The organism is Pseudomonas fluorescens, from assembly GCF_005938625.1.
GTDB classification, from domain to species: domain Bacteria; phylum Pseudomonadota; class Gammaproteobacteria; order Pseudomonadales; family Pseudomonadaceae; genus Aquipseudomonas; species Aquipseudomonas fluorescens_BD.
Genome location: NZ_VCNJ01000024.1, coordinates 97,352 through 117,276 on the forward strand (window position 1 = coordinate 97,352; position 19,925 = coordinate 117,276).

Sequence of the window (19,925 nt, forward strand, 5' to 3'; positions counted from 1 at the left end):
TGATTACTCAGCGGCCGCGTTTTTGTCGGGTGTTACTGCGCACCTTGCTTGTCGATCAGCGCGGCGAGCATTTCGTACTCTTCGCCAGTCAGATCGGTCAGCGGTGCCCGCACCGGGCCTGCGTCATAGCCGGCGATCTTTGCGCCTGCCTTGACGATGCTCACGGCGTAACCGGCCTTGCGGTTACGGATGTCGAGGTACGGCAGGAAGAAGTCGTCGATGATCTTGCCGACGGTGGTGTGATCTTCACGGGCGATCGCGTGGTAGAAGTCCATCGCGGTTTTCGGGATGAAGTTGAAAACCGCCGAGGAGTAGACCGGCACGCCCAGCGCCTTATAGGCAGCGGCATAGACTTCGGCGGTCGGCAGACCACCCAGATAGCTGAAGCGATCACCGAGGCGGCGACGGATCGACACCATCAATTCGATATCACCCAGACCGTCCTTGTAACCGATCAGGTTCGGGCAGCGCTCGGCCAGACGTTCCAGCAGCGGCGCGGTCAAGCGGCAAACGTTGCGGTTGTAAACGACTACACCGATGTTGACCGATTTACACACGGCTTCAACGTGAGCGGCAACACCGTCCTGGCTCGCTTCGGTCAGGTAGTGCGGCAGCAGCAACAGACCTTTGGCGCCCAGACGCTCGGCTTCCTGAGCGTATTCGATGGCCTGACGGGTCGAACCACCGACACCGGCAAGGATCGGTACGCTGGTTTCACAGGTGTCGACGGCAGTCTTGATGATTTCCGAGTATTCGCTGGCGGCGAGGGAGAAAAACTCACCGGTGCCGCCGGCGGCGAACAAGGCTGAAGCGCCATACGGAGCCAGCCATTCCAGGCGTTTGATGTAGCCGGCGCGGTTGAAATCGCCCTGCGCGTTGAAATCGGTCACCGGGAAAGACAGCAGGCCGGCAGAGAGGATGGACTTCAGTTCTTGTGGATTCATTATTCGAACACCCTGGTAGCAACGTTTTTTGTGATTGGTCCGTTCAGCCTTCGCTGAAGTTGTAGGTCATCGTACAACTTAAATAATAACCGTCAACTGCATTTCATCGTTGTGGGTGTTTTTTTGTCGAACAAAACTGTTTAAGGCTTGGCAGGACTCGTCGCAAAAGCCCGCGTTTAAAGGGTTCCAGCGCGGAAATGTCTGGTCAAGATTCGTTTACTGAGCACTGGAGAAACGCCGGGTAAGGTGCGACGACTGCCACGAAGGATCGTGGCGGACCACTCGAAGGAACCCGAAATGTCGATGAATTACGCTGCCCCTACCCTTTCGCAAATTGCCGCCCCGACCTCCGACACACTCACGCTTCAGCTATCGACTCTGCCCGATGAGATGATCGTCCAGGTCCCCGACTCCAGCGATTTTCCGGCGAACTGGAGCGTCTACCCGATTCTCGGCGACGACCCGGAAGAGCCGGAGTGGGCAGGTGAAGAAGTGGACACCGGCACTTGGGACGATGCTGAAGACGAGATGGAGAAACTGACGGGAATCGAGTTGCAGCTGCCTAAAGAGGCACTTCGTCCGTACCTGAACAGGGAGGTTGAACTGCGCTACAAGTTTTGTGATGAGTCGAGTATGGAACCGTTTTCGGAAATGTTGAGGTTGCGGATTAAGGCTTGATAATGAATTTTCGCTTGACCAGTTCACGGTCCCTGGCGCTTGCGCTTCGGATGATGACCGTTCGTCGGGACTGGTATTTCTTACAGGTGCGTAAGAATGGGGATCCCTGAGCTAATGAAGTCAGGAGATAACAAACCGACTCCGATCGTAGTGTGTCATCACTACGCGATTGCAAAGGTTTGATTGGTTATAAAAGGAATTTCAATCATCAATGTTCAAGTAAAAGCACTCGCTGCCCCCCTCCTCCACGAAGCCATCGTGCACGACGGAAAGCTCATACTTTTCGTGCACAACCTGGTTGATCCTGCCCACGGCGAAGTCCAGTCCTATCCAAATGTTAGCAAGGGAGACAAGATTACATTCGAGGTCAGTACTTCCACAGGGAATGAATACAGCCGGGAACTTACCGTAGGGTCACCCGCCGATGCTCCATTTGTATTCGAGATTCTGAAAAAGGTATTTGCAGAAGAGTTCGTAACGGGTGCCACCGCTACATTGAGTTATAGCGTGCAGACTTCGTCAGGTAATACGGCTCAGTCTGCAAAGCTGCTGGTTTACCTCAAACTCTAATAAATACTAACCCTGCGCCTGCGCCTCTTCATGGGCCTGGCGCAGCCTTTCACGGCTGTTGGTCAGGTGCAGACGCATCGCCGCACGCGCTGCATCGGAATCCTGACGGGCAATTGCGTCGTAGATTTCTTCGTGTTCGCGGCTCAGGCGGCTCATGTAGTGCTGCTGATCATCATGGGCCAGACGCGCCGAGTTCAGCCGCGTACGCGGAATGATGCTGGTGCCCAGGTGGGTCATGATGTCGGTGAAGTAGCGATTGCCGGTGGACAGGGCGATTTCCAGATGGAAAGCAAAGTCTGAAGCCACAGCATCGCTGGCGTGGGCAGCACTTTCGTTGAGTGCATCGAGGGCGGCACGCATGGTCGCCAGTTGCTCGGCACTGCGACGTTGCGCGGCAAGGCCCGCAGACTCCACTTCGAGGCTGATGCGCAATTCGAGAATCGCCAACACGTCACGCAGGGTGACGACGGTGGCCGGGTCGATACGGAAACCACTCGGGCTCGGCGTGTCGAGCACGAAGGTGCCGATACCATGGCGGGTTTCCACCTGGCCGGCAGCCTGCAAACGGGAAATCGCCTCGCGCACCACAGTGCGGCTGACGCCATGGGCTTCCATGATCGCCGACTCGGTGGGCAGTTTGTCACCGCGTTTGAGCAGGCCATCGCGGATCTGCTCGCTCAGCACCGTCACCAGTTCCTGGGCCAGGCTGCGGCGCTTGCGCGGGAGACGCGGGGTTTCGATCAGGTTTTCCATGGTGTGCATCTAGTCTCGAAAATTCGGCTTGAAGGCATGATAGCTCAAGCGGGTTGTACGATCACTGCCAACACGACCTTCCTGTAGGAGCTGCCGAAGGCTGCGATCTTTTGATTTTGACCTTTTAGAATCAAAAGATCGCAGCCTTCGGCAGCTCCTACAAGGGATCCGTGGCGTCAGGCAGTCACGGTCTGTTCAACCAAGTGTCCGCTGTCGATCCGCACATGCCGTGGATGAAAGCGTTTCAAACTGCTGCGATGGCCAACGCTGACAATGCTCAGCCCCGGCAATTGGTCAATCAGCGCCTGATACAGCGTCGCTTCGTCTTCCTCATCCATCGCCGAAGTGGCTTCGTCCATGTACAACCAGTGCGGCGCATAAAGCAGCGCACGGGCGAAGGCCAGTCGTTGTTGCTCACCCGGCGAGAGCATGCGTTGCCAGTGATTGGCCTCGTCCAGTCGCGCGACCAGATGCGGCAAGCGGCAGGTTTCCAGCACTTGTGCATAACGCTCAGGCGCGTAGGTGTCACCCGGTTGTGGATAACTCAACGCTTCGCGCAAGGTGCCGATCGGCAAGTAAGGCTTCTGCGGCAAGAACAGATAACGTGCTGCCGGCAGGCGGATGTTGCCGTGCCCCGCCGGCCACAAATGGCCCATTGCTCGCAATAGCGTCGACTTGCCGCTGCCGGAACGGCCGCTGAGCATCACTCGCTCACCCGGCTCGACAGTCATGTCGGCGCTTGTCAGCAGATGACGGCCATCGGCAAGATCCAGACCGAGGTTGTGCACCTTCAATTCGCTGCCCTGATTCTGTACATCAATGGCCGGGATGCGCTCTTCGTTATCGGTCATGGCTTGGCGGAAGCTCAGCAGACGATCACAGGTGGCACGCCATTCGGCGAGATCCTGGTACGCACTGATAAACCAGCTGAAGTTGTCCTGCACATTGCTGAAGGCCGAGTTGATCTGCATCAGCTCACCCAGTTCGATCTTGCCGGAGAGGTAACGCGGCGCGGCGACGATGAACGGGAAAATGATCGCGATCTGCGCGTAACCTGAGGTGAAAAACGTCAAACGCTTGGACACGCGCATGATGTCCCAGAAGTTGTGCCAGACCAGCCCGAAACGATGGCTCAAACGACGATTCTCGTTCTGCTCGCCGTTGTACAGGGCGATGCTCTCGGCGTTCTCACGCACGCGGACCATGGAGAAACGCAGATCGGCTTCGTAACGTTGTTGTTGGTTGTTCAGACCGATCAGACGCCGACCAATCAGATGCGTCAGCCAACTGCCTATTGCCGCGTAAAGCAGCGCACACCAGAACATGTACCCGGGAATGGTAAAGCCGAACACCTCGATCGTGCCCGAAACGCCCCACAGAATGATCGAGAACGACACCAGGCTGACCACCGTTCGAATCAGGCCAAGACCCAGCCCCAACGTGTTGCTGGTGAATTTGTTGAGGTCTTCGGAAATCCGTTGGTCCGGGTTATCGGTGTAACCACCCTGCTCCATCTGGTAGTAATTCTTGTGCTCCAGCCACCGGGTGAAATGCTTTTCGGTGAGCCAGGCACGCCAGCGGATGGTCAGCATTTGCGTCAGATACTGGCGATACACCGAGCCGAGAATCGCCACCGCCGCGATACCGCAGAAATACAGGATCAACTGCCAGAACGCCGCCTCGTCCTTCTTCTGCAAGGCGTTGTAAAAATCCTTGTACCAACTGTTGAGCCACACCGAAATCCACACACTGAACAGCGTCAGCGCGATCACGGCAATCAGCAATATCCAGGCCTTGCCCCTCTCTTCGCTGCGCCAGTAAGGCGTGATCATTGCCCATACCTTGCGAAAAAACTGCCCGCGCACAGCATCGTTGACCGCGGAATATTCAGCGTTCTGATTCATGGATAAGGCTCGATATAGAAAAGAACAGACACGCACCGATCATAGTAGATCGGTGCGTTTTATCGCGAGGGCTGGCGATAGTCGTTCAGCGCAGGTTCAGCGACGAACCGGGCGCTTCTGCAGTTTGCGCTGCAGGGTGCGGCGGTGCATGCCCAGGGCGCGGGCAGTGGCGGAGATGTTGCCTTCGTGTTCGGTGAGCACGCGCTGGATGTGTTCCCACTGCAGGCGATCGACCGACATCGGGTTTTCCGGTACCAGACTGTCGAGGTCAGCGTGCTCGGAGAGCAACGCGGCCAGTACGTCGTCGGCGTCGGCCGGTTTGCACAGGTAGTTGCAGGCACCGCGCTTGATCGCCTCGACGGCGGTGGCAATGCTCGAATAACCGGTGAGGATCACCACGCGCATTTCCGGGTCCAGCTCCAGCAGCTTGGGCAGCAGCACCAGACCGGAGTCGCCGTCCATTTTCAGGTCGAGCGCAGCGTAATCAGGCAGATCGGCCTGGGCGATGGTCAGGCCTTCTTCGGCCGAACCTGCGGTGCTGACGCGAAAGCCACGACGAGCCATGGCACGGGCCATCACTCGGGTGAACGTTGCGTCATCGTCGACCAGCAGCAAATGCGGCAGTTCTTCGCCTTCGACTTGGATTTCGTCACTCATGTTGGTCTCCTCGGGCGCCGTGGGGCAGACGCAGCTCGGTGAGCGTGCCGCCTTCCTCATGACTATAGAGTTTCACTGAGCCGCCGGCGCGTGTCACGCTGGCCTTGCTCAAAAACAGGCCCAGGCCGAAACCTTTGCCCTTGGTGGTAAAAAACGGTTTGCCGATCTGCTCGGCGATGGCCAGCGGCACACCGGCGCCGTGGTCACGAATGCTGATGGTCAGGTTCTCGACGTCCCAGTCCAGGGTCACTTTGAGATTTTCCGGGCAAGCATCGGCGGCGTTGTTGAGCAAATTCAACAGCGCCTGAGTCAGATCCGGCGGCGGCGCCATGCGCGGCACCGTGCCTTGGCCGAGACGGTGGAAACGATAACTGGCCTCCGGACGCATCAGGTGCCAGCGGTTCAGCGCTTCATCGAGCCAGTCGGTGACGTCCTGCATCTCGACAGCCAGGCGCCGGTTGGCCTCGGCGGCGCGCACCAGTTGCTGCAAGGTTTCTTTGCAGAGTTTGACCTGATCCTGCAGCACTTTCAGATCGTCCTGCAGCATCGGGTCGGGATGATCCTGCTGCATTTCCTTGAGCAATACACTCATGGTCGCCAGCGGCGTGCCGAGTTCATGGGCGGCGCCGGCGGCCTGGGTGGCGACGGCCAGTAATTGCTGATCGCGCAGGCCTTCTTCGCGGCGGATCGCGCGCAATTCTTCCTGACGGCGCAGCTCTTCAGCCATGCGCGCGGCGAAGAACGTGATCACCGCAGCGGCCAGCGCAAAGCTCAGCCACATGCCGTAGATCTGCAGGTTCTCGCGGGCTACCGGCAAGGTTTCCAGCGGATAGAAACGCGTCAGCATCACCGTATACAGCGCCAGCGCGATGCCAGAGAGAATCACCGAATAGCGCCACGGCAACGTCACCGCAGCGATGGTCAGCGGCACCAGATAATAGGAGACAAACGGGTTGGTCGAACCGCCGGAGAAGTACAGCAACGCACTGTGGATCACCAGATCACAGGCCAGTTGCAGGGCATATTCGAGTTCCGTAACTGGCCACGAAGTACGCAAACGCACCGCGGTGAACACGCATAGCAGCGTCGAGCAGCCGAGGGTCATCGCCAGTTGCACCCACGGCAACGGCAACAGTTGCAGCCAGTAGGCCAGGCCGACGGAGCCGGCCTGCGCGGCGAGCACCAGGGTGCGAATGAAAGTCAGCCGCCAGAGGTTCTGGCGAGTGGCGGAAGTCAGTTGTACGGGGGCGAGCATGAGCTCTCCTGATGAGCGCTCCAGGCGGATCGCAGGGAGTATAACCAAGCCGCGCGCCCGAGAGGCGAAAGTGCGGCAAACGACCACACCGCACAAGCTGCAAGTTTCGAGCTGCAAGCGGCAAGTAAAAGCTTTTGGCTTGCAGCTCGACGCTTGCAACTTGAAGCTGCTTTATAGAGTCTGATGGTTTCACGCAGGCCCCCGAACCATCACCTGCGCCCTCATCAAGGAGCTTTCATGCACACATTTCGCCGCAGCGCCGCCCTTCTCGCCCTGACCGTCGGCAGCGTCGCCAGCCTTCCGGCCATGGCCGCCGATGAGCTGCACTACAACCAGATTTCCCTGCGCGCCGAAGTCAGCACGGAAGTCGCCCGCGACCTGATGATCGTCACCCTCTATACCGAAGAGCAAAACACCGACCCGGCCAAACTCGCCGCCGACGTCAGCACCACCATGAACAAGGCCCTGGCCCAGGCCAAGCAAGTCAAAGACATCACCCTGCGCCAAGGCAGCCGCAACAGCTACCCGATCTACGACACCAAAGGCCAGAAGATCACCGGCTGGCGTGAACGCGCCGAACTGCGTCTGGAAAGCGCCGACTTCGCCGCCCTGTCCAAACTCACCGGCGAACTGCTGGGCGACCTGAAAATGGGCGGCATGGACTTCGCCATCGCCGACCCGACCCGCAAATCCAGTGAAGACCAGTTGCTCAAAGAAGCCGTGACCGCCTTCAAGGCCCGCGCGCAGCTTGCCACCGATGCACTGGGCGGCAAGGGCTACAAAATCGTCAACCTGAACCTCAACAGCAACGGTTATCCACAACCGTACCTGCGCGCACCAATGATGATGAAAGCGGCAGCGATGGATTCGGCGCCGGTGACGCCAGAAGTTGAAGCGGGCACCAGCCAGGTCAGCATGACGGCCGATGGCTCGATTGAAGTGTTGATGCAGTGATTTGATCTGTTCTGAATGAAAAACCGCCGATCGGTGAATGATCGGCGGTTTTTTTGTGCCTGGGATTTGCTGTGGATGAACCACCGTCTTCGCGAGCAAGCTCGCTCCCACAGTTTGAAATGCATTCCACCTGTGGGAGCGAGCTTGCTCGCGAAGAACGATAACGCGGTGGAGCAGACTGATTATGTCTGCGGATCAACCCGATCCAACGCCCGATTCACCGCCAGCTCGGCCAGCATGATGATCTGCTGAATCGCCAACGCCGTATTACGCTCAGGCCGGCCCAATTGATCAGCAAAATTACCCGTTAGCGTGTTCGCCGACGCGAGTGACTCACAGGCATGCGCCAACAGACTTTCGGTGTCGATGTTCGGCTGGATCAGGAACATCGTGCTGGGTTGCCGGGGCTTGACCAGGTCGGGGCTGAGGTAGAAATCCAGCGCGCGTTTGATGGCTTCGCGGGTTTTGATCTGGTCGTCGGCGCGGATGGCGTTTTCGAGTGGGGTATCGAGGGGTGGGTCAGGTATCAATTTATCCATGGAAAATTTCCTTATGAACTGACGCCATTCATTTCCGATCTCACTCGAGAAATGAGGTGGCAACTATGTACGGAGTGAGATTACCGGTAAGGAAACCAACCCGGCCGGACAAAAGTCCGCCCGTACATAGCCGCCATAAAAACTGCTGACAGCATGAGCTGGCGGCGATTATGGAGGGGCTTGTGCAGGTTTCCAAATTCAATAACCGGGAATCTCACCTCCCGATCGCTGAGTCTTCAGCGACACCCAGAGCCTAGAGAGCCAACGTCCGACGGACAACCTGAAAACCTTGTGGGAAGGTTCTGGTTATCTGACACATATTTAAACAGTCAAAAGCAAACCCTCACCCTAGCCCTCCCGAAACGTCGGACCGCCTGTAGGGAGAGGGGACTGACCGAGGTGATTGCGAGAGATACGGCGACATGAAATACCGAGTTGAACGCAAATTTTGAGAGGCCCACCCTCGGCTCCCTCTCCCTCGGGAGAGGGCTGGGCGGGCGGCGTTCCGATGAGGGGCAAGAGCACCACAAAAACCAAAGCCGTGCGCGCCGTGCTCTTCACCACTCAATAGGCCGAGTGTCAGCTCGCCTGCTCTTGATCTTGATCCACGGGCGACGTCGGAAGGCTGAGTGGAGGGATTGATCCGGGCGTGGGAGCGCAGCGACCGTTTGGCGAAGCCAAACACAGCGAGAGGAGGTGCAGCGAAGCAAACCGTAGGCGCTGCGCCCGGATCCATCCCGGAGCGAAGGAACCCCGAGCCCCAGCGAGCGGGCCGCACGCAGGAGCAAGCCTTTTTGGTTACTTTTGAGGCGTTTGTCAAAAGTGACCCGCCGTAAGGGCGGAACCCTAAGCAGCCATCACCGCAGTAACGGATATGCCCACAACCGCTGGATATACCGAGATAGACGCTTCAACAGGAAAAACGATATTTCCGCCAACACCCCCGCCCCAGCTACTCTTCCACGATTACCACCGCCGATTCCCCGGGGACCCCATGCCAAGATCCACCCTAAAACCGCTCTTGATCTCCCTCGCACTAACCGCCATAGCCCCAATCGCCAACGCCGCCACAACCCTGGTCTACTGCTCCGAAGCCAGCCCGGCAGGCTTCGACCCCAGCCAATACACCAGCGGCACCGACTTCGACGCCTCCGCCGAAACCGTCTTCAACCGCCTCACCCAATTCAAACGCGGCGGCACCGACATCGAACCCGGCCTGGCAACAAAATGGGACATCTCCCCGGATGGCCTGCAATACACCTTCCACCTGCGCCAAAACGTAAAATTCCACACCACCGACTACTTCAAACCCACCCGCGACTTCAACGCCGACGACGTGCTCTTCACCTTCCAGCGCCTACTCGACCCGGAGAACGCCTTCCGCAAGGCCTACCCCGCCGAGTCCCCCTACTTCACCGACATGGGCCTGAACACCACGATCAAATCGGTAGAAAAACTCGACGAGCAAACCGTGCGCTTCAATCTCAACAACGTCGACGCCGCCTTCGTGCAAAACCTCGCCATGAGCTTCGCCTCGGTGCAATCAGCCGAATACGCCGCCCAACTGTTGAAGGAAGGCAAAGCCGCCGATCTCAACCAGAAGCCGATCGGCACCGGCCCGTTCGTGTTCAAGCGCTACCAGAAGGACTCGCAAATCCGCTACGCCGCCAACACGGCCTACTGGAAACCCGAAGACGTGAAGATCGACAACCTGATCTTCTCCATCACCCCGGATGCCGCCGTGCGCCTGCAAAAGCTCAAGGCCGGCGAATGCCAGGTCAGTGGCTACCCACGCCCGGCCGACATCGAAGTGATGGAAAAAGACCCGAACCTGCGCGTGCTCAAGCAAGCGGGTTTCAACCTCGGCTTCCTCGCCTACAACACCACCCACGCACCTCTCGATCAGCTCAAGGTTCGGCAGGCGCTGGACATGGCCATCGACAAACCGGCAATCATCAAAGCCGTCTACCAAAGCGCCGGCCAGTTGGCGCAAAACGCCTTGCCGCCAGCACAATGGTCGTTTGACCCGACCATCAAGGATGCCCCTTACGACCCGGTCAAAGCGCGGGTGCTACTCAAAGAAGCAGGGGTTGCGCCGGGTACAACCATCAACCTTTGGGCGATGACAGTGCAACGCGCTTCGAACCCGAATGCGCGGATGTCGGCACAGATGATCCAGCAGGATTGGGAGAAAATCGGCATCAAGGCCAACATCGTCAGCTATGAATGGGGCGAGTACATCAAACGTGCGAAAAATGGCGAACACGACGCCATGATCTATGGTTGGACAGGTGACAACGGTGACCCGGACAACTGGCTTGGCGTGCTCTACAGCTGCGCGGCGGTAAAAGGCAGCAACTACGCCAAATGGTGCGATCCGGCCTACGACAAACTGGTCCAGCAGGCCAAGTTGTCCACCGACAAAGAGCAGCGGGTAAAACTGTATCAACAGGCGCAACTGATCCTTAAACAGCAAGTGCCGATTACACCGATTGCCAACTCCACGGTGTTTCAGCCGCTGCGCAAGGAAGTCACCGACTTCCGGATCAGCCCGTTCGGTCTGACCCCCTTCTATGGCGTGGGTATAAATAAGTAACACCGAGCCCCAAGGCGGCGCGCACAACGTGACCAATGCACCGTTTTGGGGCTTCATTTGCACCGTAAAAACCACTCGCAAACGGTCAAATGCGTCAGAAGTTATACAGATGCGACATTAAGGTACGTTCGTGCCACGCTTTGAGGCCGGCAGTCGCTCTGGATCTTGCAATGGGTATGGCCCCTGCATAAGTATCCGCAGGCACGACTCACGAGGTCGTACCTCACAACTAAAAAATGACAACAAATCATGAGGCCAACATGCTTAAACACGCGGTCATTCCGTTTTTAGTCGGCGCAGGCTTGTTAGCCTCCGCACCTTTCGCATCCGCTGCGACTAACCTGGTGTTCTGCTCCGAAGGCAGCCCGGCCGGTTTCGACCCAGGCCAGTACACCACCGGAACCGACTTCGACGCCTCAGCCGAAACCATGTTCAACCGTCTGACCCAGTTCGAGCGCGGCGGCACCGCCGTGATTCCTGGTCTGGCGACCAAGTGGGACATTTCCGATGATGGCCTGACTTACACCTTCCACCTGCGTGAAGGCGTCAAGTTCCACACCACCCCGTATTTCAAGCCGACTCGTGAGTTCAACGCCGACGACGTACTGTTCACCTTCAATCGCATGATTAACAAGGATGACCCGTTCCGTAAGGCGTACCCGACCGAATTCCCGTACTTCACCGACATGGGGATGGACACCAACATCACCAAGATCGATAAAGTCGACGACCACACTGTCAAGTTCACGTTGAAAGAAGTAGATGCCGCGTTCATCCAGAACATGGCCATGAGCTTCGCCTCGGTGCAGTCCGCCGAGTACGCAGCGCAGCTGCTGAAAGAAGGCAAGGCTGCCGACATCAACCAGAAGCCGATCGGCACTGGTCCGTTCGTGTTCAAGAGCTACCAGAAAGATTCCAACATCCGTTACACCGGCAACAAGGATTACTGGAAGCCGGATGACGTGAAGATCGACAACCTGATCTTCGCCATCACCACCGATCCGTCGGTACGTATTCAGAAGCTGAAAAAGAACGAGTGCCAGGTCACTCTGTTCCCGCGTCCAGCCGACCTGAAAGCGCTGAAAGAAGACAAAACCCTGAAGATGCCTGACCAGGCTGGTTTCAACCTCGGTTACATCGCCTACAACGTGATGGACAAGGTCAAGGGCAGCAACGAGGCCAACCCGCTGGCTGACCTGCGCGTACGTCAGGCGCTGGACATGGCCGTGAACAAGCCACAGATCATCGACTCGGTTTACCAGGGCGCAGGCCAACTGGCCGTCAACGCCATGCCGCCGACCCAATGGTCTTACGACACCACCATCAAAGATGCCAAGTACGATCCTGAGAAAGCCAAACAGCTGCTCAAGGAAGCCGGCGTCAAGGAAGGTACCGAGATCGTTCTGTGGGCGATGCCGGTGCAGCGTCCATACAACCCGAACGCTAAACTGATGGCTGAAATGCTCCAGTCCGACTGGGCCAAGATCGGCTTGAAAGTGAAGATCACCAGCTACGAGTGGGGCGAGTACATCAAGCGCTCCAAAGGTGGCGAGAACCAGGCCATGATCATTGGCTGGAGCGGTGACAATGGTGATCCGGACAACTGGCTGAACGTGCTGTTCGGCTGCGACTCGCTCAGCGGCAACAACTTCTCCAAGTGGTGCGACAAGAAGTTCGATGGCCTCGTCAAAGAAGCCAAGCGCACAACCGACCAAGGTAAGCGCACCGAACTGTACAAAGAGGCACAACACGTCCTCAAAGATGCAGTCCCTATGACACCTATCGCTCACTCGACGGTGTACCAACCCATGCGCGCCAACGTGCAGGACTTCAAGATCAGCCCATTCGGCTTGAACTCCTTCTACGGCGTCAGCGTCAGCAAATAAGGCACTGCAACGGCGACGTTTTTGACGTCGCCGTTGTTTTACCTGCCGGGAAGTTAGGAAATTGCCTACAGCCAATTCCACTGCGGATTACCACAGTGGTATAGGACGCGTCGCCTTTTCCTACGAGCTTTAAGGCATTTACGCATTTACTGCCAGGACCGCGGCCCCTACCGTCGGGTACTGACCAGTTTCTGCGTGGGCCACCGGTTTGCCGTACGTACTGGATTGAGCTCGATGCAGCCAAACGTCTCAGGATGGGACGGCGGCGCATTGAACAACACTAAAAAAGAGGGAGCGTCATGCGCCATACCTTGATTTTTTCCGCATTGCTGGGCGCCGGCCTGATGGCCGCCTCGTCCGCCAGTTTCGCCGCCAGCAAGAGCCTGGTGTTCTGCTCCGAAGGCAGCCCCGCCGGTTTCGATACCGCGCAATACACGACAGCGACCGATAACGACGCCGCCGAACCGATCTACAACCGTCTGGTCGAGTTCGAAAAAGGCGCGACCAATGTCGTCCCTGGCCTGGCAACCACGTGGGATATTTCCGAGGATGGTCTCAAGTACACCTTTCACCTGCGTGAAGGTGTGAAATTTCACACAACGCCGTACTTCAAGCCGACCCGCGACTTCAACGCCGATGACGTGTTGTTCACGTTTAATCGCATGCTGGATGCCCAGCAACCTTTCCGTAAGGCCTATCCCACAGAATTCCCGTACTTCAACGGGATGAGCCTGAACAAGAACATCGCCAAGGTCGAGAAGACCGGGCCGCTGACCGTGGAGTTCACGCTCAACAGCGTCGACGCCGCGTTCATTCAGAACATCGCCATGAGCTTCGCCGCCATCCTGTCCGCCGAATACGCCGACAAATTGCTGGCCGAAGGCAAGCCGAGCGACATCAACCAGAAACCGATCGGCACCGGGCCGTTCGTGTTCAAGAGTTATCAGAAAGACTCGAACATCCGTTACACCGGTAATAAACATTACTGGGATCCGAGCCGGGTCAAACTCGACAACCTGATCTTCGCGATCAACACCGACGCCTCGGTACGTGTGCAGAAGCTCAAGGCCGGCGAATGCCAGATCACCCTGCATCCGCGCCCTGCCGATGTTGAAGCGTTGAAGGCCGACCCGAAACTGCAACTGATTTCCAAGCCGGGTTTCAACCTCGGCTACATCGCCTATAACGTGCGCCACAAGCCATTCGACCAGCTCGAAGTGCGTCAGGCGCTGGACATGGCGGTGAATAAACAGGGGATTCTCAACGCTGTTTATCAAGGCGCCGGCCAACTGGCCGTCAACGCCATGCCACCGACCCAGTGGTCTTACGACGACAGCATCAAAGACGCCGCCTACAACCCGGAAAAAGCCAAAGAGCTGCTCAAGGCTGCAGGCGTCAAGGAAGGCACCGAGATCACCCTGTGGGCGATGCCGGTGCAGCGTCCATACAACCCGAACGCCAAACTGATGGCCGAAATGCTTCAGGCGGACTGGGCCAAGATCGGTCTGAAAGTGAAGATCGTCAGCTACGAATGGGGCGAGTACATCAAGCGCACCAAAAATGGCGAGCATGACATCAGCCTGATCGGCTGGACCGGTGACAACGGGGATCCGGACAACTGGCTCGGCACGCTGTACAGCTGCGATGCCATCGGCGGCAACAACTACTCCATGTGGTGCGATCCGGCGTACGACAAGCTGATCAAACAGGCCAAGGTCGTCACCGACCGCGACCAGCGCACCGTGCTCTACAAACAGGCTCAGCAATTGCTTAAACAGCAGGTGCCGATCACGCCTGTCGCCCACTCGACGGTCAACCAGCCGTTAAGCGCGAGGATCGAAGGGTTCAAAGTCAGCCCGTTCGGTCGCAACGTGTTCTCGGGTGTCGGTATCGATTAAACCAGACGATTAGCCGCAACGCTGGGGGGCGCTGTCTAACCCCTCACGCAAGCGCTTTGCCGAAATTCGCCAATCCGGCATTTTGCAAACGTTTGCGATGTGTGAATGAGTTCTAAACCAATAACCGGCATACCAAAAAAAGCCGGCATAAAAAGAAAGTAAAGGAGCTTCACCCATGAAACTGAGCAGCACCGCGATACTGGCCCTGGCCATCAGCAGCATCACCGCCACGGCGTACGCAGAACCTGCAAGTCAGGAGTTCGTCCCTACCACGTTGGCCGGCAGTAGCGCCCAAAGCGAGGCCAAAGGCTTTATCGATGGACAAAGCCTGGGCGGCACAACCCGTAACTGGTACGCCAATGAACTGCGTCGTCGTGACGACAGCTTCAGCTACGTGAAAAACAGCGACAAAGACACCTCCCCAACGGTAAGAACAAAGACCCCGCGTCGTATCAACTGGGTTCAGGGCACCATCGTCAACTACACCTCGGGCTTCACCCAAGGCACCGTTGGCGTGAGCACCGAAGTTGCCGCTTACAACGCCATCGTTCTCGACCGTGACCGCAAGGATATTGCTGGCGGCTCCAACCGCACCCTCGCCCATTCCGACGGTGATGCGGTCGACCAGTGGAGCAAACTGGGTCTGGCCAACGTCAAGTTCCGCGTGTCCAACACCACGTTGACCGCAGGTCGCCAGAACTTCAGCACGCCGATTGTCGATGTTATCGGCAACCGTCCGCTGCCTTCGAGCTTTGAAGGGATCAGTCTGCATAGCGAAGAGTTGAACAACCTGTCGTTCGACCTCGCCGGTTTCGACCGCGTCTCGCCACGTACCGAGCAGAGCCTGTCGAAATTCCGTTCCGAATACGGCGCCAACGGCGAAGAAACCGACAAGGTCTACACCGCGGGCGTGAACTATCAGCCGCTCAAAAGCCTGAAAACCAGCCTGTACGTCGCCAACGTCGAAGACTTCTGGAACCAGTACTACTTCGGCGGAACCCACGAATTGGGTGACAGCCAGGTATTGAGCCTGACCACCGGCCTGAACTACTACAAGACCGTCGACGAAGGCAAAAAGTTGATGGGCAACATCGACAACGATACCTACTCGCTGTCCTTGGGACTGACCCACCAGGCCCACAGCCTGACCTTCTCGTATCAGCAAGTGAACGGTAACGAGTACTTCGACTACCTGCACGAAACCAACGGCATCTACCTGGCCAACTCCCTGCTGTCGGACTTCAACGGCCCGAACGAGAAATCCTTCCAGATCGCCTACGGCATCAACATGGCCGAGTACGGCGTGCCAGGCCTGAAGTTCAACATCTACCAGGCTCGCGGATGGGGCATCGACGGTACTCACTACCGTGGCACCGCTTACACCATTCCAGATGACAAGCGCGGCGATCTGAGTCTGATGGACGGCGAATCCCACTACGAATACGGCATCGGTGCTTCCTACGCCGTGCAGAGCGGTCCGCTCAAAGCCACCGCGATTCGCGCGACGTACACCACGCACCGCGCCAGCGAGCATCAGGCTGACGGCAACATCAACGAGTTCCGTCTCGTGACCACGATTCCATTCAACATCCTGTAAAAAACGCCAGCCGACGGCTGACTCATGATGAGTCGGCCGTTCGGCTTTTTGTCTTCAACCGATTGCAGAGGGTTATCGATGAAAATGCTTCCCCTACGTGCGGCCATCGCGGCTGCGTTGCTGAGTGTCGCTGTCGGCGTCTCGGCCAAACCCTTGGTGGTCTGCACCGAAGCCAGTCCGGAAGGCTTCGATATGGTCCAGTACACGACTGCAGTCACGGCGGACGCTGTGGCCGAAACCATCTTCAACCGCTTGGTGGACTTCAAGCCTGGCACGACGGAAATCGTTCCGGCCCTGGCAGACACCTGGGAAATCAGCGAAGACGGTCTGACGTACACGTTCCACCTGCGTCAAGGCGTCAAGTTTCACACCACCGAATACTTCAAGCCGACCCGCGACATGAACGCCGACGACGTGGTCTGGAGCTTCCAGCGTCAGCTGGACCCGAATCACCCGTGGCACAAACTGTCGAGCGTGGGCTTCCCGTACTTTGAAAGCATGGGCTTCAAAGAACTGCTCAAAAGCGTAGAAAAAGTCGACGAGCACACGGTCAAGTTCACCCTGACCCGCCGCGAAGCGCCGTTCCTGGCTGACGTCGCGATGCCGTTCACCGCCATTTACTCCGCTGAATACGCCGATCAGCTGCTCAAGGCCAACAAGACCGGCGACCTCAACAACAAGCCGGTCGGCACCGGCCCGTTCATCTTCCAGCGTTATGCCAAGGATGCGCAGGTGCGCTTCAAGGCCAACCCGGACTACTTCCGTGGCAAGCCACCGGCCGACGCGTTGATTCTGGCGATCGCCACCGACAACAACGTGCGCCTGCAGAAGCTCAAGGCCAACGAGTGCCAGATCGCGCTGTATCCGAAACCGGATGACATCCCGAGCATCAAGAAAGACGACAAGCTCAAGGTCGAAGAACTGAATGCGATGACCGTTTCGTACATCGCCATGAACACCCAGCACAAATACATGAGCGACGTGCGCGTGCGTAAAGCGATCGACATCGCTTTCGACAAAGCGGCTTACGTCAACGCACTGTTTGGCCCGGGCAATGCGACCGTCGCGGTCAACCCGTACCCGGACACGCTGCTGGGCTACAACCACGAGCTGAAAAACCCGCCACGCGACCTCGACAAGGCCCGCGCTTTGCTCAAGGAAGCCGGGGTTCCGGACGGCACCGTGTTTACCCTGTTTACCCGTAACGGCGGCGGTCCGACCAACCCGAACCCGATGCTCGGCGCGCAAATGATGCAGGCTGACCTGGCGAAAGTCGGGATCAAGATCGACATCCGCGTGATGGAATGGGGCGAAATGCTCAAACGCGCCAAGGCCGGCGAACACGATATGGTCTCGGCCGGATGGGCGGGCGACAACGGCGACCCGGATAACTTCCTGACGCCTATGCTCAGTTGCGAAGCTGCCAAGAACGGCGAAAACTACGCGCGCTGGTGCAACGAGAAATTCCAGACACTGCTCGACGAAGCACGGGCTAAAGTAGATCCGGCCGAACGCGCGAAACTCTACGAGCAGGCTCAGGTCCTGTTTAATCAGGATCAACCGTGGATCAGCATGGCCCACACCCGGATGTTTACTGCAATGCGCAACAACGTAGAGGGCTATCACATCAGCCCTCTCACCACTAATAACTTCGCCACTACCCAGGTGAAGTAGATAAGAAACTCCCGGCGTCCCTGACTCCAGTGACGCCGGGCACGCCTAACCGGCTGATGAGGTACCACACAAGATGTTTAGTTTTATTGCCCGCCGACTGGGGTTGTTGATCCCCACGTTTTTCGGCATCACCTTGCTGACTTTCGCGTTGATTCGCATGATTCCGGGCGACCCCGTGGAAGTGATGATGGGCGAACGTCGGGTCGACCCCGAAATGCACGCTCAGGCAATGGAACGCCTAGGTCTGAACAAACCGCTGTATGCCCAGTATCTGGACTACATCGGCAAACTGGCTCAAGGCGATCTCGGCGAATCCCTGCGTACCCGTGAAAGCGTATGGACCGAGTTCACCTCCCTCTTCCCGGCGACCCTGGAACTGTCCATGGCCGCACTGCTGTTCGCCGGCATCCTCGGGCTTCTGGCCGGGGTGATCGCAGCACTCAAGCGAGGATCCCTATTCGACCACGGGGTGATGGGCATCTCCCTTGCGGGGTATTCGATGCCGATCTTCTGGTGGGGCCTGATCCTGATCATGTTCTTCTCGGTGAGCCTGGGCTGGACCCCGGTTTCCGGACGGATCGACCTGCTCTACGACATCGAGCCGCGCACCGGTTTCATGCTGATCGACACGCTGCTGGCCGATGACGTTGGTGCGTTCTTCGACGCCCTGCATCACCTGATCCTGCCGGCCATCGTCCTCGGCACCATCCCGCTGGCGGTGATCGCGCGGATGACCCGTTCGTCGATGCTCGAAGTGCTGCGCGAAGACTACATCCGCACCGCCAAGGCCAAAGGCCTGTCGCCGTCGCGCGTGGTATTCGTGCACGGCCTGCGTAACGCACTGATTCCGGTACTCACCGTGGTCGGCCTGCAAGTCGGCACCCTGCTGGCGGGTGCAGTCCTGACCGAAACCATCTTCTCCTGGCCCGGCATCGGTAAATGGCTGATCGAAGCCATCGGCGCCCGGGACTACCCGGTTGTGCAAAACGGCATCCTGTTAATCGCCTGCCTGGTGATTCTGGTCAACTTCGTAGTGGACATCCTCTACGGCTTTGCCAACCCACGCATCCGTCATCAGCGCTGAGGTCAATAACCATGAGCACTCCAACATCCTCAGTAGCCACCGCCGCCAACGCGGATCAAAGCCTGCTGTACCCGTCGCCGTACAAAGAATTCTGGCAAGCCTTCTCGAAGAACAAAGGTGCCGTTGCCGGCCTGCTGTTCATGTTGCTGGTGATTTTCTGCGCACTGTTCGCGCCGTGGGTCGCGCCGCACAACCCGAGCGAGCAATACCGCGACTTCCTGCTGACGCCACCGGCGTGGCTGGAAGGCGGGCAGATGCAGTTCCTGCTCGGCACCGATGAACTGGGTCGTGACCTGCTGTCGCGTCTGATCCAGGGTTCGCGCCTGTCGCTGCTGATCGGTTTGTCGTCGGTGGTGATGTCGCTGATCCCGGGGATCCTCCTCGGTCTGTTCGCCGGTTTCTTCCCGAAGATGATCGGCCCGACCATCATGCGTCTGATGGACATCATGCTGGCCCTGCCGTCGCTGCTGCTGGCTGTGGCGATTGTCGCCATCCTCGGCCCTGGCCTGATCAACACCGTGATCGCCATTGCTGTGGTTTCGCTGCCGTCCTACGTGCGCCTGACCCGTGCAGCCGTCATGGGCGAACTGAACCGCGACTACGTGACCGCCGCCCGCCTGGCCGGTGCCGGTCTGCCACGTCTGATGTTCATCACCGTGCTGCCGAACTGTATGGCGCCGCTGATCGTTCAAGCGACCCTGAGCTTCTCCTCGGCGATTCTCGATGCCGCCGCACTGGGCTTCCTCGGCCTTGGCGTACAACCGCCAACCCCGGAGTGGGGCACTATGCTGGCCTCGGCCCGCGACTACATCGAACGCGCCTGGTGGGTGGTGAGCCTGCCTGGTTTGACCATTTTGCTCAGCGTGCTGGCAATCAACTTGATGGGCGACGGTCTGCGCGATGCGCTGGACCCGAAACTCAAGAACGCCGCCTGAG

Annotated in this window: 16 protein-coding genes; 10 read left to right on the plus strand and 6 right to left on the minus strand. The window is 58.1% G+C overall.

Going from position 1 to position 19,925, the window contains the following annotated elements:
- Positions 1–32 precede the first annotated feature (32 nt).
- Positions 33–944, minus strand: a complete 912-nt coding sequence (gene kdgD, locus FGA82_RS15745) for a 5-dehydro-4-deoxyglucarate dehydratase (RefSeq protein WP_034154457.1) — start codon at positions 942–944, stop codon at positions 33–35.
- Between the two features lie 297 nt (positions 945–1,241).
- Between kdgD and FGA82_RS15750 the strand changes: the two genes are divergently transcribed.
- Together FGA82_RS15750 and FGA82_RS15755 are read left to right on the plus strand one after the other, a co-directional pair.
- Complete coding sequence (locus FGA82_RS15750; RefSeq protein WP_141127766.1) at positions 1,242–1,622, plus strand: hypothetical protein; 381 nt, start codon at positions 1,242–1,244, stop codon at positions 1,620–1,622.
- A 258-nt stretch (positions 1,623–1,880) separates the two neighbouring features.
- A complete protein-coding gene (locus FGA82_RS15755; RefSeq protein WP_249384249.1) occupies positions 1,881–2,192 on the plus strand; it encodes a hypothetical protein in 312 nt (103 codons plus the stop codon).
- A gap of 6 nt (positions 2,193–2,198) precedes the next feature.
- Here the strand turns inward: FGA82_RS15755 and FGA82_RS15760 are convergent, their stop codons facing one another.
- The 4 genes from FGA82_RS15760 to FGA82_RS15775 all read right to left on the minus strand — a co-directional run bounded on the left by FGA82_RS15760 (position 2,199) and on the right by FGA82_RS15775 (position 6,761).
- The gene (locus FGA82_RS15760) at positions 2,199–2,945 is read right to left on the minus strand and encodes a FadR/GntR family transcriptional regulator (RefSeq protein WP_016984324.1); all 747 of its coding nucleotides are present in this window, start codon (positions 2,943–2,945) and stop codon (positions 2,199–2,201) included.
- 176 nt (positions 2,946–3,121) lie between these two features.
- On the minus strand, positions 3,122–4,849 hold the full coding sequence (locus FGA82_RS15765) for an ABC transporter ATP-binding protein/permease (protein ID WP_141127767.1): 1,728 nt from the start codon (positions 4,847–4,849) through the stop codon (positions 3,122–3,124).
- 96 nt (positions 4,850–4,945) lie between these two features.
- On the minus strand, positions 4,946–5,506 hold the full coding sequence (locus FGA82_RS15770) for a response regulator transcription factor (RefSeq protein ID WP_003221630.1): 561 nt from the start codon (positions 5,504–5,506) through the stop codon (positions 4,946–4,948).
- A complete protein-coding gene (locus FGA82_RS15775) occupies positions 5,499–6,761 on the minus strand; it encodes an ATP-binding protein (RefSeq protein WP_007915316.1) in 1,263 nt (420 codons plus the stop codon). The genes FGA82_RS15770 and FGA82_RS15775 overlap by 8 nt, the downstream gene beginning before the upstream one ends.
- A 237-nt stretch (positions 6,762–6,998) precedes the next feature.
- On the opposite strand from FGA82_RS15775, the gene FGA82_RS15780 reads away from it, so the two are divergent.
- On the plus strand, positions 6,999–7,715 hold the full coding sequence (locus FGA82_RS15780) for an SIMPL domain-containing protein (RefSeq protein ID WP_141127768.1): 717 nt from the start codon (positions 6,999–7,001) through the stop codon (positions 7,713–7,715).
- A gap of 182 nt (positions 7,716–7,897) precedes the next feature.
- Here the strand turns inward: FGA82_RS15780 and FGA82_RS15785 are convergent, their stop codons facing one another.
- Positions 7,898–8,254, minus strand: coding sequence for a DUF6124 family protein (locus tag FGA82_RS15785; protein WP_141127769.1), 357 nt, complete (start codon positions 8,252–8,254; stop codon positions 7,898–7,900).
- Positions 8,255–9,248: 994 nt separating this feature from the next.
- Between FGA82_RS15785 and FGA82_RS15790 the strand changes: the two genes are divergently transcribed.
- The 7 genes from FGA82_RS15790 to FGA82_RS15820 all read left to right on the plus strand — a co-directional run bounded on the left by FGA82_RS15790 (position 9,249) and on the right by FGA82_RS15820 (position 19,924).
- Positions 9,249–10,850 carry an ABC transporter substrate-binding protein gene (locus FGA82_RS15790; protein WP_141127770.1) on the plus strand — a complete coding sequence of 534 codons (1,602 nt, stop codon included), beginning with the start codon at positions 9,249–9,251 and terminating at the stop codon, positions 10,848–10,850.
- A 260-nt stretch (positions 10,851–11,110) separates the two neighbouring features.
- The gene (locus FGA82_RS15795) at positions 11,111–12,736 is read left to right on the plus strand and encodes an ABC transporter substrate-binding protein (RefSeq protein ID WP_141127771.1); all 1,626 of its coding nucleotides are present in this window, start codon (positions 11,111–11,113) and stop codon (positions 12,734–12,736) included.
- Positions 12,737–13,035: 299 nt separating this feature from the next.
- Positions 13,036–14,634 carry an ABC transporter substrate-binding protein gene (locus FGA82_RS15800; RefSeq protein ID WP_141127772.1) on the plus strand — a complete coding sequence of 533 codons (1,599 nt, stop codon included), beginning with the start codon at positions 13,036–13,038 and terminating at the stop codon, positions 14,632–14,634.
- 175 nt (positions 14,635–14,809) lie between these two features.
- On the plus strand, positions 14,810–16,231 hold the full coding sequence (locus FGA82_RS15805; protein ID WP_141127773.1) for an OprD family porin: 1,422 nt from the start codon (positions 14,810–14,812) through the stop codon (positions 16,229–16,231).
- Positions 16,232–16,309: 78 nt separating this feature from the next.
- Positions 16,310–17,905 (plus strand): ABC transporter substrate-binding protein, encoded by a 1,596-nt coding sequence (locus FGA82_RS15810; RefSeq protein ID WP_141127774.1) that lies wholly within the window; start codon positions 16,310–16,312, stop codon positions 17,903–17,905.
- A 73-nt stretch (positions 17,906–17,978) separates the two neighbouring features.
- The gene (locus FGA82_RS15815) at positions 17,979–18,989 is read left to right on the plus strand and encodes an ABC transporter permease subunit (protein ID WP_007917620.1); all 1,011 of its coding nucleotides are present in this window, start codon (positions 17,979–17,981) and stop codon (positions 18,987–18,989) included.
- Positions 18,990–19,000: 11 nt separating this feature from the next.
- Complete coding sequence (locus FGA82_RS15820) at positions 19,001–19,924, plus strand: ABC transporter permease subunit (protein WP_034154447.1); 924 nt, start codon at positions 19,001–19,003, stop codon at positions 19,922–19,924.
- Position 19,925 lies beyond the last annotated feature (1 nt).

Excerpts from the sequence above, each read along its gene's own strand:
- kdgD (WP_034154457.1), bottom strand. The coding sequence starts at position 944 with ATGAATCCACAAGAACTGAAGTCCATCCTCTCTGCCGGCCTGCTGTCT.
- FGA82_RS15750 (WP_141127766.1), top strand. The coding sequence starts at position 1,242 with ATGTCGATGAATTACGCTGCCCCTACCCTTTCGCAAATTGCCGCCCCG.
- FGA82_RS15760 (WP_016984324.1), bottom strand. The coding sequence starts at position 2,945 with ATGGAAAACCTGATCGAAACCCCGCGTCTCCCGCGCAAGCGCCGCAGC.
- FGA82_RS15765 (WP_141127767.1), bottom strand. The coding sequence starts at position 4,849 with ATGAATCAGAACGCTGAATATTCCGCGGTCAACGATGCTGTGCGCGGG.
- FGA82_RS15770 (WP_003221630.1), bottom strand. The coding sequence starts at position 5,506 with ATGAGTGACGAAATCCAAGTCGAAGGCGAAGAACTGCCGCATTTGCTG.
- FGA82_RS15775 (WP_007915316.1), bottom strand. The coding sequence starts at position 6,761 with ATGCTCGCCCCCGTACAACTGACTTCCGCCACTCGCCAGAACCTCTGG.
- FGA82_RS15780 (WP_141127768.1), top strand. The coding sequence starts at position 6,999 with ATGCACACATTTCGCCGCAGCGCCGCCCTTCTCGCCCTGACCGTCGGC.
- FGA82_RS15785 (WP_141127769.1), bottom strand. The coding sequence starts at position 8,254 with ATGGATAAATTGATACCTGACCCACCCCTCGATACCCCACTCGAAAAC.
- FGA82_RS15790 (WP_141127770.1), top strand. The coding sequence starts at position 9,249 with ATGCCAAGATCCACCCTAAAACCGCTCTTGATCTCCCTCGCACTAACC.
- FGA82_RS15795 (WP_141127771.1), top strand. The coding sequence starts at position 11,111 with ATGCTTAAACACGCGGTCATTCCGTTTTTAGTCGGCGCAGGCTTGTTA.
- FGA82_RS15800 (WP_141127772.1), top strand. The coding sequence starts at position 13,036 with ATGCGCCATACCTTGATTTTTTCCGCATTGCTGGGCGCCGGCCTGATG.
- FGA82_RS15805 (WP_141127773.1), top strand. The coding sequence starts at position 14,810 with ATGAAACTGAGCAGCACCGCGATACTGGCCCTGGCCATCAGCAGCATC.
- FGA82_RS15810 (WP_141127774.1), top strand. The coding sequence starts at position 16,310 with ATGAAAATGCTTCCCCTACGTGCGGCCATCGCGGCTGCGTTGCTGAGT.
- FGA82_RS15815 (WP_007917620.1), top strand. The coding sequence starts at position 17,979 with ATGTTTAGTTTTATTGCCCGCCGACTGGGGTTGTTGATCCCCACGTTT.
- FGA82_RS15820 (WP_034154447.1), top strand. The coding sequence starts at position 19,001 with ATGAGCACTCCAACATCCTCAGTAGCCACCGCCGCCAACGCGGATCAA.